11 protein-coding genes are annotated in these 15582 nt (G+C 51.1%); 7 read left to right on the top strand and 4 right to left on the bottom strand.

Annotated features, from left to right (window positions below):
* From BLQ88_RS12195 to BLQ88_RS12170, 6 genes are all read left to right on the top strand, one after another.
* On the top strand, positions 1-192 hold a 192-nt coding region (locus BLQ88_RS12195; protein ID WP_143016830.1), incomplete at its 5' end, for a T9SS type A sorting domain-containing protein.
* A 79-nt stretch (positions 193-271) separates the two neighbouring features.
* The gene (locus BLQ88_RS12190; protein ID WP_090149779.1) at positions 272-1702 is read left to right on the top strand and encodes a hypothetical protein; all 1431 of its coding nucleotides are present in this window, start codon (positions 272-274) and stop codon (positions 1700-1702) included.
* Positions 1703-1738: 36 nt separating this feature from the next.
* The gene (locus BLQ88_RS12185; RefSeq protein WP_090149776.1) at positions 1739-2962 is read left to right on the top strand and encodes a T9SS type A sorting domain-containing protein; all 1224 of its coding nucleotides are present in this window, start codon (positions 1739-1741) and stop codon (positions 2960-2962) included.
* A 75-nt stretch (positions 2963-3037) separates the two neighbouring features.
* Entirely contained in the window at positions 3038-3667 is a 630-nt protein-coding gene (locus BLQ88_RS12180) for a response regulator transcription factor (protein WP_090149771.1), read from the top strand.
* A 118-nt stretch (positions 3668-3785) separates the two neighbouring features.
* On the top strand, positions 3786-6890 hold the full coding sequence (locus BLQ88_RS12175) for a sensor histidine kinase (protein WP_090149769.1): 3105 nt from the start codon (positions 3786-3788) through the stop codon (positions 6888-6890).
* 18 nt (positions 6891-6908) lie between these two features.
* Entirely contained in the window at positions 6909-7991 is a 1083-nt protein-coding gene (locus BLQ88_RS12170) for an acyltransferase family protein (RefSeq protein WP_176884975.1), read from the top strand.
* A 27-nt stretch (positions 7992-8018) separates the two neighbouring features.
* Here the strand turns inward: BLQ88_RS12170 and porU2 are convergent, their stop codons facing one another.
* Positions 8019-11336: a putative type IX secretion system sortase PorU2 gene (gene porU2 / locus BLQ88_RS12165; protein WP_090149763.1), complete on the bottom strand. Its 3318-nt coding sequence runs from the start codon at positions 11334-11336 to the stop codon at positions 8019-8021.
* Positions 11337-11586: 250 nt separating this feature from the next.
* Between porU2 and BLQ88_RS12160 the strand changes: the two genes are divergently transcribed.
* Positions 11587-11868: a hypothetical protein gene (locus BLQ88_RS12160; RefSeq protein ID WP_090149760.1), complete on the top strand. Its 282-nt coding sequence runs from the start codon at positions 11587-11589 to the stop codon at positions 11866-11868.
* 102 nt (positions 11869-11970) lie between these two features.
* Here BLQ88_RS12160 and BLQ88_RS12155 read toward each other — a convergent pair whose 3' ends face one another.
* The 3 genes from BLQ88_RS12155 to BLQ88_RS12145 all read right to left on the bottom strand — a co-directional run bounded on the left by BLQ88_RS12155 (position 11971) and on the right by BLQ88_RS12145 (position 15479).
* Positions 11971-12339: a hypothetical protein gene (locus BLQ88_RS12155; protein ID WP_090149757.1), complete on the bottom strand. Its 369-nt coding sequence runs from the start codon at positions 12337-12339 to the stop codon at positions 11971-11973.
* 234 nt (positions 12340-12573) lie between these two features.
* Positions 12574-14514 carry a KUP/HAK/KT family potassium transporter gene (locus BLQ88_RS12150; RefSeq protein WP_090149754.1) on the bottom strand — a complete coding sequence of 647 codons (1941 nt, stop codon included), beginning with the start codon at positions 14512-14514 and terminating at the stop codon, positions 12574-12576.
* A gap of 53 nt (positions 14515-14567) precedes the next feature.
* Positions 14568-15479 (bottom strand): hypothetical protein, encoded by a 912-nt coding sequence (locus BLQ88_RS12145; RefSeq protein WP_374754760.1) that lies wholly within the window; start codon positions 15477-15479, stop codon positions 14568-14570.
* Positions 15480-15582: the final 103 nt, after the last annotated feature.

The following is a 15582-nucleotide window of genomic DNA, read 5'->3' as shown; positions in this document are numbered from 1 at the left end:
CTCAAAGTGACCAGCTGGAAACAGGTGAAAGCCATCCGGATCGACAACCTCGCAGGTTTGCAGGTGTACAGCTCCGGACCGGTTGAAGCAGGTAAGGTGGATGTAAGCAAGCTCGATTCGGGCGTGTACGTCCTGCGCATCACACACACAGACGGATCTGTTCACACACACAAATTCGTCCACATTAAATAGTGCATAACGCTAACAAATGCAGCGAGGCCGCGGTCGGGAATCATCCCGCCGCGGCCATTGCTGCAAAATCCGACTTTTTATGAATAGAGATCTTTCCAAAAAAATCGCCCGGCGAATCTGTTTCTGCTCAGGCGCACTCGCACTCTCATTGAATGCCTTCCAGGTTAAGGCAGACGGGATCGGCTTCCCGACTTCACGCCCCGGGATGATCGGCGCATTAGGGATTCAGAAGACCGCCGCGTTTGTAGAACCCCTCAATCAATATGCTTACGTATACCTGAAAGAGGGAGAATCGCTTAATTACCAGATACAGAAAGCAGGTGGAAATTTGGGTAGCAATGCGCTGATATACTCGATTTACTCCCCATTAGGACAGGTAGGGACAGACGTGACGATTCCAAATGCAACCAGTGCCGTCCAAACCGGCACAGTTACGGCCACTGCTGAAACAGCAGGTATCTGGATCGTCAAAATGAACCTGTTCGGCAACACCAACTATTGGAGATTCGATGTCAATGCCATTGCTGCCGACGGTTCCACCCGTATCGGCGGAAGGGTTTATACCGATTTTATATACCCTGTCCAGAACAATCTGGCTAACATTCCCCTGTTCGTACAGACACCATCCGGTCACCGCTACGATGTGGCTCTGAATGGGTACAATGGCGTCAATTCAAGGATTTCGTCCGACCAGTACGGTCTTACCTCAGTTGCAAACTGCGGCGAGTCGCTCTATCGCAGTGCCGAAATCACCGACGCTTCCGTCAGAAGCTATAATGAGCTTAGTTGCGGCGTCCAAAATAAAATGTTTTTCAGCGCTATTGACGCAACAATGCCTGCAACGGCACCCATGTGGAATCTTACATCCGGACAAACGACCAGTGAGTGGCTCAACCCCGCCCTCACCGGACCGGTAGTAAGTGAGCTGGCCTACACCGCCACCAGCGGTTCCAACGCGATGGCAGGCAATTTCACTTTAAAGGTTGCCGACCACGTGGGCCAGGCGACATTGCTCCTCGACCTGGATAACGACGGGGTTTATAATGGTGCCAATGACAGAAGCATCCCCTTTGGCGTGGCTAATGCAAATACCATTACCGTTCCTTTTGACGGGCTGGGTGCAAACGGCTCCCCACTCGCGGCCGGCAGCACTATGAAAGCAAAGGTTCTGGTCGACAAAGCCGGTGAGGTACATTTCACGATGATCGACGTGGAGGTCCTCGCGGGCGTTAAAATTACCCGGACCACTGGCGAAGCAACTGGCAACACGCTGCTATACTGGAATGATGCATTATTATCGGAAGATGGCAGGGATTCTTTCACACCCATCAAAGATGGCAGTGCAGGGATCGATTCCGGTTCGGGCAGCGGTGTGCACGGATGGGGCGGAGGAACCTCCCAGTGGGGCAACAATCGCCTGATCGACAACTGGGCATATGCAGGTGCCGCCGCCACCCAGGAGATCACCATTGAAGGCTGCGCGGCCGATGCGGGCACGATCAGCAGATAATCATCACAGTATCAACCCCATTTAAATCAAACATCAATGTACCAAAAACGACAATTGGTGGGCGTAAGGTTGTGGCTTTCGATGCTCTGCCCATTCGTGCTCGCTGCATTGCTCCCGCTGACCGCCAGCGCACAATGCACTTATAATGAGGGCGTCAGCCCCACTTTCAATATTTCAGGAAACAATACAGCTTCGGGCTATACGACCGTGGTTATCGCGGCGGATGAGGCGGGAAGCATTGCCTATATCTCGGCTGCGGGCAGTACGAAACTGCCGGCACTGGCGGTCGGAAAATACAATGTGTACTCTTTCAACTACCAGGGCGCGGCCCCTTCCGCACTGGCTGTGGGCAGTAATGTCTCCGGTTTGCTTTCGGGCGAAACCTGCGCGGCATTGTCTTCGCCGATCAGCATCGGGGTATGTAAATGCACGGACGAGCTGCCGGCGTCAGGCCCGTTGACTTTGAGCCTTACAGCTTCGGGGCACAATGCCTCGGCCGGTTATTCGCAGCAGTATATTGTGCTGGGGGCCGATGGTAAAATCAGCAACATTACCAACACGCCCAACTTCGAGTTTAGCGGAGTGAGTGCGTATACTGTTTATGGTATTAATTACAAAACAGGGGGGCTTTCAGGACTTGCCGTCGGCAATGAGCTGTCTGCATTAACCGGTGACTGCTTTGACCTGACTCCGCCGGTTGAACTGAATGTTTGTCCCGCAAACGCAATGCCGGTGACGCTGATCTCCTTTGAAGCAACGGCTGTCGAAAACGTCGCACATTTGAGCTGGTCAACTTCCGAAGAAACCAACAGCGACCGCTTCGATATTCAGCGCAGCGCCAATGGCAAAGATTGGAAAGTGATCGGCAGCGTGAAGTCCGAAGGGGAAAGCAAAGTGACCAGGCCTTACTCGTTTATCGATGTAAAACCCATCACCGGCATCAACCTGTACCGTCTGAAAATGATCGACAGGGACAGCACATTCGCATTCAGCAGCATTAAAAACGTGCGTTTCGACAACCTGATCGCCGGCAGCATTTTCCCTAACCCCGTATCAGACCAGCTTACGGTAAAAGTGGCCGACTGGAAACAGGTGAAAAATATCGCCATTCATACTCTGGCAGGTGTAAAAGTGTACAGCTCCGGTCCGGTGGAATCCGGCTCGATTGATGTTTCCGGCCTGGAATCAGGCATTTACGTCCTGCGCATTACCGCGCTGGACGGGTCCGACAGCGCACATAAGTTCGTACGCGTTAGATAAGCTGACATCACTTCTTCGGGGCGGCAGGCATTTGACCTGTCGCTTCGAAGATCATCATTCCCATCCTTTATCATCATGAACATTCTGATTATCGACGATCAAACGCTGCTCCGGACCGGGATGCGGCTCTTTTTGAAAACACTTTCCAGCGAATATCGCCTCTTTGAAGCCGGTAACCTGGAAACTGCGGCGACAATCCTGAAAAGTGCGCCTGAAATCGATTTGGTTATCAGCGAGATCAAGATCGAGGGGGCTATCTCGCCTGTCATCGTGGAAATGCTCAAATCTGCGAAGCCCGATGTTTCGATACTTTTCTACTCCGGGCTTGCCGAACGGCTGTACGCATTACCAATGCTGCGCGCCGGGGCCGATGGCTTCATTATGAAGCACGCCAAAACGCGCGACCTGGCGAGGGCGATCTCGATTGTAGCCTCGGGCGGCAAATATCTGAGCGTGGAGTTGCAGGCTTCACTCCTGCCGAAGGTCGACACCGGCCACCAGCTCGACGAACTGGAATCGCTCGACACGCTTTCCGACCGTGAACGTACCATTATGAGCCAGGTTGCGCAGGGCAAAACCACCAAGGAGATCGCCTATCTGCTCAACCTGAAATGCAATACCATCAGCACCTACAAGAAGCGCATTTATAAAAAAATGAATGTTGCCGACAAATTCGAACTGTCGCAAAAGGCGGCGATATTCTGACGGCATTTGCCGGGCCCGACGATGCCGCTCCTTCCATCGTCAGGCCCGGTTTTGTACTTTGTTAAGTCATTTTCACCCATATTTGTATTTTTGATATGTGTGTGGAAATAGTTTTTCAATGATAGCACCCTTTACGCTCCGGCTTGCTTCCAAAACATTACAGTTTGTATTCCTGATCTTAGTTTACTCCTGCACAGGCGCATTCGCACAACATATTTCAACACTGTCCGTACGCCATTTTACTGCGGAGAATGGGCTTCCGCAGAATAGTATCAAGGCCATTTCCATGGACAGCCTGGGGTTTGTCTGGATGGCCACCGAAAACGGGCTGGTCCGCTTCGACGGGGCCGGGTTCAAGGTTTTCAACAGGAGCAATACGGCTATTTCCAGTAACCGTTTTTTCGATTTCAATGCGGCCATGGCCGGGGATACGGTTGATTTTTATGCCCATGTTCCCCCACTAGACCTTGTGGGGGTTCGAAAAGGAAGGGTATATGTCGATTCGGCCCTGACGCATTCATCCGCACGCAGACTCCGCGAACTGGAAAAAACGATGAAAGGGATACTTCTGGAAGGTTCGCATTACCGGCACATGCCTCCAAAATCCATTATCCCTGTTCCGCATTCGCCCGGCAACTTTTATGTGTGTCAGGAAAAAAGCATCGATTTTTTTCAAAACTGGAAGAGAAGAAGCACCGCGCTGGTGGACGGCATTGTGCTGAGCAAGGTTTTCAGGATGGGAGAAACGTTGCTCGTGCTATTGCCCGACGGCTCATTCGCCGCTTTCGAAGGAAAGCATGCCTTAAAGCGGCATACATTGAGACTTTCGGGAGATATACTCGCCGACCCGCTTTTCAGGAATTCGCCGGACAAAATAACTGTCTATTGGAATAACACCGCCGACCAGTCCTTCGCCGTGCTGGCAGATCATATTTACACGCTGGACATGAAGCGGGAAACCGTGGAAACGAAGCTGATACTTTCGGGCTTCGATCCCAAAGCGCACCTGGTGAGGACTATCTTTTACGACAACAACCATCGTCGCATCTTTTTGGCGTCCCTTGCGGAAGGCCTGTATGAAATACAAAACAAAAACTTCCGGGTAGTTTCCATTAACGATGAATCCGTCAACAATATATTTTACACCCAGGCGGCGGTGAATGACAGCACGATTACCATATCGAGCGGATTTAATGTCGGGCTGGGCGCTTCCGGCAGGCAGTTCCGGCAAAAACTTCCGGACATCCAGAAATTGATCCCCTTTTCGTGGTTTCAGTTGGTTGATAGCAAGGGCACACGTTGGTTACGTGCCGATCAAGACGTGGTGCGGGTTGCTGCTGATAACAAACGAATTCTCGGCCGGTGGCACATTGGCAAAGAACCGATAGGCATCTACGAGGATTCGAGGCATGTGATATGGATCCAGCTGATAAATGGAATGCTCTATACAGCAGATCCTGCTTTACAGTTCGCGGCTCCGAAACCTTTTGTCAGAGGTCCTCAAACACCTACCTGCTATGCCGATCATGGCGATACGCTCTGGATCGGCGCCGACAGAGGGCTTTTCAGGTTAAATATCCGGACCCGAAAGTTGACGCCCGTAGCTGGAACCGAGGCAATGAATATCCGGAGCATTTACCTGGCCAAACCCGGACAACTATGGTTTACTACCTATGAACATGGCTTCTTCTTAATAGAGCACGGTCGGCTGATCAGCTTTCCCCCCGATGAGCAAAAGCGGCTCGCGACCGCCCATTGCATTTACGAAGACAAAAACCATTTTTTCTGGATTACGACCAACAATGGCCTGTTCCAGATTGCGAAAGACGACCTTTTGAGTTACGCACATGGTAAGCTGAAAGCGCCCTATTACCATTTGTACGTCCGCGAGAGCGGCTTTGGGACGAACGAATTCAATGGAGGCTGCCAGCCTTGCGCATTAAGGCTCGGAAATGGCTACCTTTCCCTGCCGTCGATGGCAGGGCTCGTTTGGTTTAAACCGGAGACTATCAAAGCAGAGATTCCGTCCGGTGCTTTTTTTGTGGACGAAGTGGAGGTAGGAGGTAAGCCGGTCCCGCTTTCGGGTTCAGGAATAAACCTGCCTTTTGATCCCGATGAAGTACGGATCAGAATCGCCGCACCTTACTTCGGCAATCCCGAAAACCAAACTCTTTTCTATGCGTTGCAACTGGACGGAGAAGAGGATAAAAATTGGACGAAGGTTGAAAACGGGGGTATCCATTTCAGCAGCTTACCTTCCGGCGAGCATACGCTCCTGATACGAAAGCACACGGGTTTCGGAACAGCGAATGAGAGACAGGTCCTGTTCAGGATCAGCGTACAAAAAACCTGGTACGAGACAATTTTAGCGAAGGGAATGGGAATACTTTTGGTCGTAGCAGGTGTTTTTGGCTACATCCGGCTAAGACTCAGAAAACTTTCGAAACGCAACGAGCAACTTGAAGAAGCCATTGCCAAACGAACCGAATCGCTGAACCAAACACTGGATGCATTACAAGACTCCGAAAATTCATTGACCCGACAGGTACAGGTGCAAGCGCGTATGATCGCATCGCTCACGCACGACGTCAGAACCCCTCTGAATGCTGTCAAGCTGGTATCGCTGGAAATCGAAAGAATGATCCGCGAGGAAAAATATGCGATGGCAACACAGATCGGGCAGTCCATCGCCGACACTATCAGCCGCGTGAGCGTGTTGCTTGAAAATACCGTCACTTACATGAAGGTCCAGCTGACCGATCACCGGGTGGCTTCGGAAACAGTCAACCTTCACGATCTGATTGCGCAAAAAATCCGCCTGTTTTCACTTGCCGCGCAAAAAAACAACACCCGGCTCACCAACAATGTGAGCCATGAGCAGATGATCCGGTGTAATCACTATTTGCTGGGTATCCTGCTAAGCAACCTTATCGACAACGCCACAAAAAACACATTGCACGGCACCGTCACCATGGAAGCGGAAGTGACCGGCACCAACTCCATTATCATCTCGGTTTCCGATACGGGCTATGGAATCCCCGTCGCAGTGATGGACTGGCTAAACCAGGAATTTCCCACCCGTGACACACCCGAAACCTCCCCTACCACAGGGTTGGGACTGGTCATCGTCAAGGAAGTCGCCAGGATGATGGGCGCCACCATCCAAGCGGAGCGAATGATGACAGGCAGCCGGGTTTCTATTTTGTTTGAGGCTTTCAGGTAAAATTCAGATTAAATACTCGTGAACAAAACCACCGGAATATTTCCACACGCAAAGCAGCATTTCGAAATCCTCGACGGATTAAGAGGCGTTGCGGCATTGGCCGTTGTACTGTTTCATTTTATGGAATGGCTATTCCCCGATCCGGGTAAGAACTTCATCGGTCACGGCTTTTTGGCCGTAGATTTCTTTTTCTGCCTTTCGGGGTTCGTCATCGCGTACGCCTACGACGACCGCATTGCCTCAATGGGCCTTCGCCGGTTTTTCGCTTCCAGGATTATAAGATTGCATCCGCTGGTCGTGGCCGGGTCGGTGCTCGGCCTGCTGGCGTTTTTGTTCGACCCGTTCGGCGGCCATCCCGAGCAGTACAGCACAGGTAAAATCGCTTTGGCATTCCTGTCCTCGATACTGCTTGTCCCTATGCCCGCCATAGCAGATCGCGCATTTAACCTGTTCAGTTTCAATGCGCCGGCATGGTCGTTATTCTGGGAATATATTGCCAATATGGCTTATGCATTTGTACTGTACCGGATCAGGCACAAGTATCTGTTGTTGCTGACAGTGCTTTCTGGGGTGGCAATCTGCTTTGTAGCTTACCGCTCAGGCAATTTGCTTGGCGGTTGGAGCGGGCCTACCTTTTGGGATGGCTGTGCCCGCGTTTCGTATTCTTTTCTGGCAGGATTGCTCATTTACCGCTCCAACTGGATCATCAAAAACAACCTTGGGTTTATCGGCCTGTCTATTTTGTTGCTGCTGGCTTTTCTGATGCCCTACTCCAAATGGAACTGGTTATCCGAACCCCTGATAGTGCTGTTTTACTTTCCATTGCTGATAGCCTTGGGCGCGGGGACTACGTTACGCCCCGGCTTAAAAGAAGTATGCAACTTTTCGGGAAAGATTTCCTATCCCTTGTACATGACGCATTATGCCGTGGTATGGATGTTCGGTAATTACTATACCAATTACAAACCGGGCAGTACGCAACTGACTCTCATCGTGCTGGCAGGCATGATACTGTTGCCAGGCGCTGCATACCTGGTGATGGTGGTTTACGATGCTCCGATCAGGAAATATTTAACCGATAAACTTCGAAAAAGCGGCTAACACTACTGCCTGGCGAATGTCGGAGACCTACCGGATAGCTACCTTTCCTCGTTTTATGGCCTGGGTTTCTCCTCCTTCGCCGAGCAACAATACCGTGTAATTGTAAAGCCCCGCAACTACATCGGGTTGCCAGTACCACTCCACCGTCGGCAAATTCGCTTTAACGGGAATGCTTTTGTCCGCTATTTTGATCCCACGCTGGTCATAAATGGCATATTGAATCGACTTCAAAGGCAACGATCTCGCGCCCTTCAATTCAAACCGTACATAGGAACTGGCCGGGTTGGGGCTTACAACCAGCTCGCATTGCATGGTTTCCGGCTCGCCGATCTCAAAACGCATTCTGTATGGTTGCACAGCCGCATTGCCGGCAACGTCCTTCGCATTGACCAGCAGTTCGTAGCGGCCCGGGGTAAGCTTGCTTTGGTAATCGAGCATTAAGCTGTTTTCCGATACATTCATTGCAATGCCATTATTTGCGTATACAATGCGTTTGAACTCGCAATCATCATTCTGACAAGGCTTTATAAAAACTTCTACCAGCGTTGTATCCACCGCAAGCGGGTGATCGTCGGTAACGGAAATCGTGATGCGGGGATCGGGCCATAGCGGTTTTTCCTGTTCAAGAAGGCGGTCGTCGGCCTTTACGGTAATCAGCGGCGGGATATTGTCTTTCAGGGATTTGCTGGAAAACCGCGACAGTTTTTTCACCAAATCCCAATCCATATTCAGCTCTGAAACATTGTTATCCCGCGTAACTTCCTTCAAAGTCTGGTCCGGATCGATGCGAACTTTCACCGATTTAATATCCGCTTCATTCGGAAAGGACAACTGCAAAACACGCTGCGAAGCGAAAGAAGAAATGGTAGCCTTTTGAGTATGTATGCCTTTGCTTCCCGAACAGGTAACCTCCACCGGCACCATCTGCCCCTCCTGAAACCGGCCCAGATTGGAAACCACGATGCTCACCCTGAGTGTATCGGACTCCCCGATGGTCTTGTCCGCGGATTCGGACAGCAAAATGACTCCCTCCTCCGGTTCTACCGCATAATCGGGATAGGCGATATTGAAGAGCCGCAATGCCGGATCGCCTTGCAGTACCGACTGGTGGACATAGCCAATATTGTATTTATCGTTATGTTGATCCAAAACCTCATTGGCCACCGCCAGCTGAATTTGCCCGATCGGCAAACCGGCCGTGGCGGCATTCCCAAACAAATGCCGGTACAACGCGTGCAGGTAGGTAACACCGGGACTTACGTAAGTCTCGAACGAGCTCGCAATGACCGCGACGGCACCACGGTCCGACGCGACGAGCCAGTCGAGCGAAAGCGTGATCCGGTCGCCCGCTTTCGGGCTTGCCGGGTTTGCATTGAAACGATTGGCAAACACATTCCCGACCCCGCAGCCGCTGAAAAACATCAATGGGTATTTGTTCAGGTTATGATATCCCCTTGGCGCTTCGCGGGCGTAGCCGATGTCGGGGTCGGTGATAGTGGTGCCTCCATGACCCAGAAATGTGATCATGCCTACCCCTTCATTCACATCCCCGGCAATATCCATCGATACTACTTCCTGCGAAGCCTGCTGTTTTACATACGATTTTACGGTACCGCCGAAAAATCCATTGGTCACTATCGGTTCCAAAGCACTCAGATGATCGCGCAGCTGTACGATTTCACTCGTGGTTTTGCCGCCGCTCAAATGAAGCACTTTCTTCCGCCAACCCGATTCCTCCGGCTTGCCGGCTTCGTGCACCTTCACTTTTTGAAGGTAATCCATGATATTCTGGTTCGAAATCGCCGACAGTCGCCCCACGGCGATGGCCGGTGCATTGACCGGCGCCCCGGCCAGCCCTTCCACCAGCAATGCGTCGGAACCAGGGTAGCCGATCGTCGGTATTTCACCCGGCAACTCGCGCTTCATCCGCTCGTTGTGTGTAATGGAAATCCCGATCAGGAACAGGTATTTGTCCTTGCGCCCGTCCGCGAGCATGTAAGCCATGAACTTTTTGATCGCCGCCGGGCTCGGCTCCCCGTAGTTGAACTGGTTATAAATGTCCCTAATATCCGCGATCAACGGCTTAAATGCACCGCCCGACGCAGAAGCCCGGTACCCGGCGAATGCATTGGCGCCGGTCATCAATGCCGCATTGGTAATGATAATGTAATTCACATCCCTGGACGGAAACTCTTTGAATGCAACCGTGCTGATCCGGGCAGGCTCCACCGCCGTCGTTTCATTGGTAGCCAGCAGTGTTTGCCTCTTACCCGAATGGCGCGGCACAAACAGGCTAGCGGCATTGCCATTGATGAGCACTGGTCGGTCCGCATCGGTAATGTCCAGAAACCGGGTATCGGCAGCGGTTCCCGGGATATTGAGTTTGCTGAATGGTGCATTCGACGGCGGTAGATTAAACTCTTTGCTTGCCTGCCTGGCCATGTCGAAAGTCTGCTCAAATTCGACGGTATAGTAGGTAAGCGAATAGCCGTCGTAGAGGTTGGGATTAATGCCCTTCCATGCGATCACACCACCTTTGCTTGCGTCGTAGTCGGTAGCATTAAGGTCGAATGCATATTCCAGCACATTGAACCCATTGAGCGGCTGAGTGGCCACGAGGCGAAGCGATTCGGCTGTTTTTCCAACATACACCTCAATTTGCCTGTTCAGCTCCGTCCGGCCGTGGATCAGGAACTTTACTTTCGGCCTCCGCTGACCTCCAATGTTTTCCAGCTTAAATGGCTTCACCAGCAGCTTGCTCGAATCCTGCGTAACCCCTGTTCGGCTCGCGCCCCATTCGAAATAGCTATTGAAGAAGGAGGGCCGCATCGGTACCTGCGTAGTCAATGAGTATTCCTCTTTAAAAACGGCGGTATATGCGGCCAGATGATAGGTTTCAGCGGCTATATTGGCATTGGCCGGCGCCCCGGCGGCTTGCACTCTCATGCCCGGCTTATCGCCAACTGTGAGAAAGTACGCTCCTTCGTCAGAATACATACTGAAATAAGGGTTCACCCGCGAACTCATCGGCCGGTACAGCAGCGAGTCGCTTGCACCATCGTTCGGAACAGCGTAAAAAACGATTTCCTGATTGGTCGTGCTGATAATGGACACCTCTTTGCCCCGCCGCCAAAGTTGCAGTTTGTCGGGCGCATTAACCGGGAAGTCTTTCGGCAAGGCAGAAAATGAAACCCGGTGCAAGCCCTTTTTCACCATGCCGATTCTGACGTAAGGCTTGCTGTAATCGATCCAGCTGTTCGCGTATGGCGCGCCCCATTGCGCGTGCGAATGATGCCCGATGAGAAAGAGTACAATGAGTAGCGCCCAGGTAGTGAAGTACCGCATATATCCGGAAATGTCTTTTTGAACCCCCAATAAAGCATCGCATTCCGACTGAACCCTGATCCGTCCAGCAAGCGTAACATATGGGTTAGCCAACGGATTTTAACATTCCCGGTTGCTTGTCGTAGTTTTGTTGAAATATTTCTACTTGCTAATTCGATAGACGGCCTTCAACTCATTGCATTCTTGAAAATGTATAATTTCTGGCACAGGATTTGATTTTCTGTTTCCTCGTAAAATCAACTCAAGACCAATGGATACTTTTAAGTTTATGAAAGACGATTGGGTGAAGGAAAAAGGCGGCAACCAGCTCATGCAGGTTGACGAATACCAGATCGTCGAAACCGTGGTCAGCCAAAACGGATCGGCCACGCTTCCCGTTACCAAACGGGTATTCAGCGGGAAGGTTTGGTGTACGTGGGTCAACAAAAACAAAGCGGTGATCACACAGCCGTTTTGGGAAGACGACCTGGAACCTGCCACACACAGGCAGAACGACTTCCACTCCTACTCTACGCTGAATCACACACACTGATCCCCGAAAGCCTGTTCTCTTCTCGACACTAAACACCAAAGCCCGGAATCACTTCCGGGCTTTTGCAATTTCAAGTTTTTTGTAATGCTAATACCTGTTCTACTACGGCTTTCTCGCTGGATCAGCCTGAGGATGAGTAGACGTAGTATCATCTTTCTCAGCGGTTCCTTTGCGGTTTTTTCTGCGTTCCGACCGATCTTTTCGCTTGTCGTCGGTGGGCATCAGCGTGTCGTGAATGACGGCACCTGAACTTTTCTGTCCTTTGATAAGTGTATCCTCAGAGGGAACCTGAGCAGGTCGGTTAGGCGATTGCGGCGAATTGAATTCCGGCTTCGTTTCAGGTGCTGTCGCCGGCACCGGGCTTGTTTGCGGTACTGGCTGTGGTACAGATTGCTCCGGCGTTACCGGGTTCTGCGCAAATGCCCCAGCAATCCCCAGAAGCATTGTGAATATGCATGCAAGGTATTTCATGGTCCATTCTGTTTTAGTGAAAAAAGTTACCGATACTATTGGCGGTTATTTGCACTAAAAGCGTTCCAGCAGGGACTCACCAGCCTGAGACTCAGCGAAGAATCCCTCCACGAAATTATCAAACGGCTATCCACAAAATGCGTAGCGTTATACCCAAAATGGGCGACAAGCCTACTGGATAAATGGATGTTTCGACATTAAACTTTCGGATCGAAATACTTCGTAGTCGATATACTAGCTGTACACCCGCTTCATGCGGATTTTCTCGCTTGGCGTAAGGACCAAAGGCACTTTTTCCGTCTTCACCGAGCTACTATCGAGACCAAACCATTTATCCTCGGACGTAGTAATGCTTTTGATCCCGAAATAGATCTTCATGATCAGCTCTTCCATGAACGGCAGGTTGTTTTCAATCGACAAATAGCGTTCGAGCACAATGAACCGGAAGTCACCCGTGATATTCTGCCGGTTCAGCGATTCGTACCGGCTGGTAATGTCCACCTCTTTATTCAGTACCATATCTTCTACCACTTTGCGGAAGAACAGGTTGATGCGTTGCTCGATGCGGAAACCAAGGCGGAACGTTACCTTGATCACGTCATCCTCGGCGAGGATATTCACGTGGTAATCCATCGTGTAAGGCTCGTCGGTCGTTTCTACGTGCACAAACCAGTAAATGTCCGCGCGTTTGGGCCGTTTGTAAAAGATCGAATAGATAATCTTATTCTCGATCTCGCTCTCACGCGAAGCATTCGACATGAATATCAAATGCGTGGAGTATTTGGGAATGCTGATGTCGTTGCTCAGCGCTTTCAACGGGCCGATGTATTTTTCAAGGCTTTCAAACTCCGTCAGGCGCATTTTGATATAATATGCTCTTAACCAAACGGTTATTACTAATCCAATGACCGTAGCCAGCACCAACGATACCCAGCCGCCATGTGTGAATTTCAGCAGGTTTGCCGCCAGGAAGGAGCCCTCGATGGCAAGGTAAACCACCAGAAAAACGATTACGACCGTTTTGCTCACCCGCTTCACATACAGGTACACCGACATCAGTATCGTGGTCATGATCATCGTGAGCGTGATCGCGAGCCCGTACGCCGCTTCCATGTGCGAGGATTCTTTGAAATACAATACAATGCCAATGCAACCCGCCCATAGCAACCAGTTCACGCTCGGTACATAAAGTTGCCCTTTCTGGTCGCTGGGGTACACCAGGCGTACTTTCGGCCAGAAATTCAGACGGATAGCCTCCGAAATCAGTGTGAATGAGCCGCTGATCAATGCCTGGCTGGCAATAATGGCGGCAGTGGTAGCAATGCCGATGCCCGGAAGCAGCCACCAGTCGGGCATGATCTCGTAAAAAGGCTTCCGGCCATTCAGCAGATCGCCCGAATGCACGATCAGCCACGCACCTTGACCGAAGTAGTTGAGGATCAGGCATGTTTTCACAAAGATCCAGCTAATACGGATATTTCCGCGACCGCAATGCCCCAAATCGCTGTACAATGCCTCCGCGCCGGTGGTACAGAGGAAAACAGCCCCGAGCATCCAGAATCCGCCGGTATGGTTTGCCAGAAGCTGGTATGCGTAAACCGGGCTCAGCGATTTCATAATCTCCGGGTGGTCGATCACCTGCGCAACGCCCAGTACGGCCAGCATCAGGAACCATATCGCCATTACCGGCCCGAATGCACGGCCGACAATCGTAGTACCGAAAACCTGTATGATGAAAAGCAGCGTCAGAATGCCGATTACGATCGGGATCGTCTGGATATCGGGATAAAGTATACGCAAACCTTCCACCGCCGACGATACGGAAATGGGTGGGGTAATGATCCCGTCGGCCAGCAGCGTGCTCGCCCCGATGATGGCCGGGACAGTGAGCCAGGCCGCACGCCTGCGCACGAGGGCAAACAATGCGAGGATACCGCCTTCTCCCTTATTATCGGCCCTGAGAATGAGGATCACATATTTGATGGTCGTTTGCAGCGTAAGTGTCCAGAAAATACATGACACAGCCCCGTAAACGACATCATTCGTAATTTTATTCGTGCCGATCACCGCTTGCATTACGTAGAGGGGCGACGTCCCGATATCCCCGTAAATAATCCCTAATGCGACTAAAAGTCCCGCGGCCGATGCTTTATCCAGGTGTTTATGCGAACCCATTGACTAGTTTGTTGAATTGCGGTGCGAATTTAGAAAAATCCGGACGCTCTTCGTTAAAAGGTGTAAAAGTCGTAAGTCACCTTCCATTTGATCTCCTGACCTGGCTGGGCGGCGATTTTAATATAAGGTTCGGGGCAGGATGTAGTCGGGCAGGCCCAGTAAACGAGTTTTTCCAACGGCTGGTCGCAGGTAATGCGCACGCCCGCCTTTGTTTTGGTATTTTCAATGCGAATGTCGTAGTCTTTGGCCGTCGGCCCGAAACCCTGCAAACCGGCACTGAAAACCTGGTCGCCTTTGACTACTGCGCGTGAATAATTCAGCGTTTTGCCGTTTGCATTGATGATGCTTCCAAAGCCTTTGCCTTCGCCTTTCACCTCGAAAGGAAATACAATGCGAATGTTCTCATTCGACGGCTCATTGTCGATCATGAAAAAGTTATGGTTATAGGTGCTCGCCACAATCGGTTTGGTGCCGGTATTTTTCAAGGAGTGTTCCAAAACGAGCTGCGCCTTGCCTTTGACCAACCTCAATGTCTTGCGGTAATCGTAGCCATAGCCGGTTTCATCCTTCAACTCATGCGTGAAAGCAACCTGGTCTTCCCCTTTCGTTACCGACCGTTTACCCGGGTTCTTGATCGCGTAATTGGTCGCGAATGAGTATTTTTTATCATCGGGTTTGGTCAAAACGCCTACCCCGATCTTGATAAACTGCTCTCCCGGCTTGGCTTCGTCGAAATTCAGCGGTGTAAATTCCTCCACGGGCCCCATGATGGCGTCGTGCAGTTTGGGATCGTAAGGTGCCTGGTTCCAGGCGCCGAAATAGGTATGCCCTTTGTATTCCAGGCTCGGTACCACGCCTGCCCAGTCGAAACGGACGCCGCGGTAGTAGCCTTCATTTTCGTCGGGCAAATACAGTTTGGCTTTGATCACGCCGTTTGAAATGTCGGTTTGCGGAAATTCGGCCACCACAAATGCCGTGATGGCAATGCATACCAATGCAGCAAATAGTGTAACGATCTTTTTCATTTGTATTTCAATGGTTTAGGAAGAACATAAAATAAAGGCAGTA

Source organism: Dyadobacter soli (assembly GCF_900101885.1).
Lineage (GTDB): Bacteria > Bacteroidota > Bacteroidia > Cytophagales > Spirosomataceae > Dyadobacter > Dyadobacter soli.
Note: the sequence above shows the minus strand (reverse complement) of the source record. Positions and strands in the feature narration are given on the sequence as shown.

Bases quoted from the DNA above. Each gene is read 5' to 3' on its own strand.
- BLQ88_RS12190 (WP_090149779.1), top strand. From the start codon at position 272: ATGAATAGAGATCTTTCCAAAAAAATCGCCCGGCGAATCTGTTTCTGC.
- BLQ88_RS12185 (WP_090149776.1), top strand. From the start codon at position 1,739: ATGTACCAAAAACGACAATTGGTGGGCGTAAGGTTGTGGCTTTCGATG.
- BLQ88_RS12180 (WP_090149771.1), top strand. From the start codon at position 3,038: ATGAACATTCTGATTATCGACGATCAAACGCTGCTCCGGACCGGGATG.
- BLQ88_RS12175 (WP_090149769.1), top strand. From the start codon at position 3,786: ATGATAGCACCCTTTACGCTCCGGCTTGCTTCCAAAACATTACAGTTT.
- porU2 (WP_090149763.1), bottom strand. From the start codon at position 11,336: ATGCGGTACTTCACTACCTGGGCGCTACTCATTGTACTCTTTCTCATC.
- BLQ88_RS12160 (WP_090149760.1), top strand. From the start codon at position 11,587: ATGGATACTTTTAAGTTTATGAAAGACGATTGGGTGAAGGAAAAAGGC.
- BLQ88_RS12155 (WP_090149757.1), bottom strand. From the start codon at position 12,339: ATGAAATACCTTGCATGCATATTCACAATGCTTCTGGGGATTGCTGGG.
- BLQ88_RS12150 (WP_090149754.1), bottom strand. From the start codon at position 14,514: ATGGGTTCGCATAAACACCTGGATAAAGCATCGGCCGCGGGACTTTTA.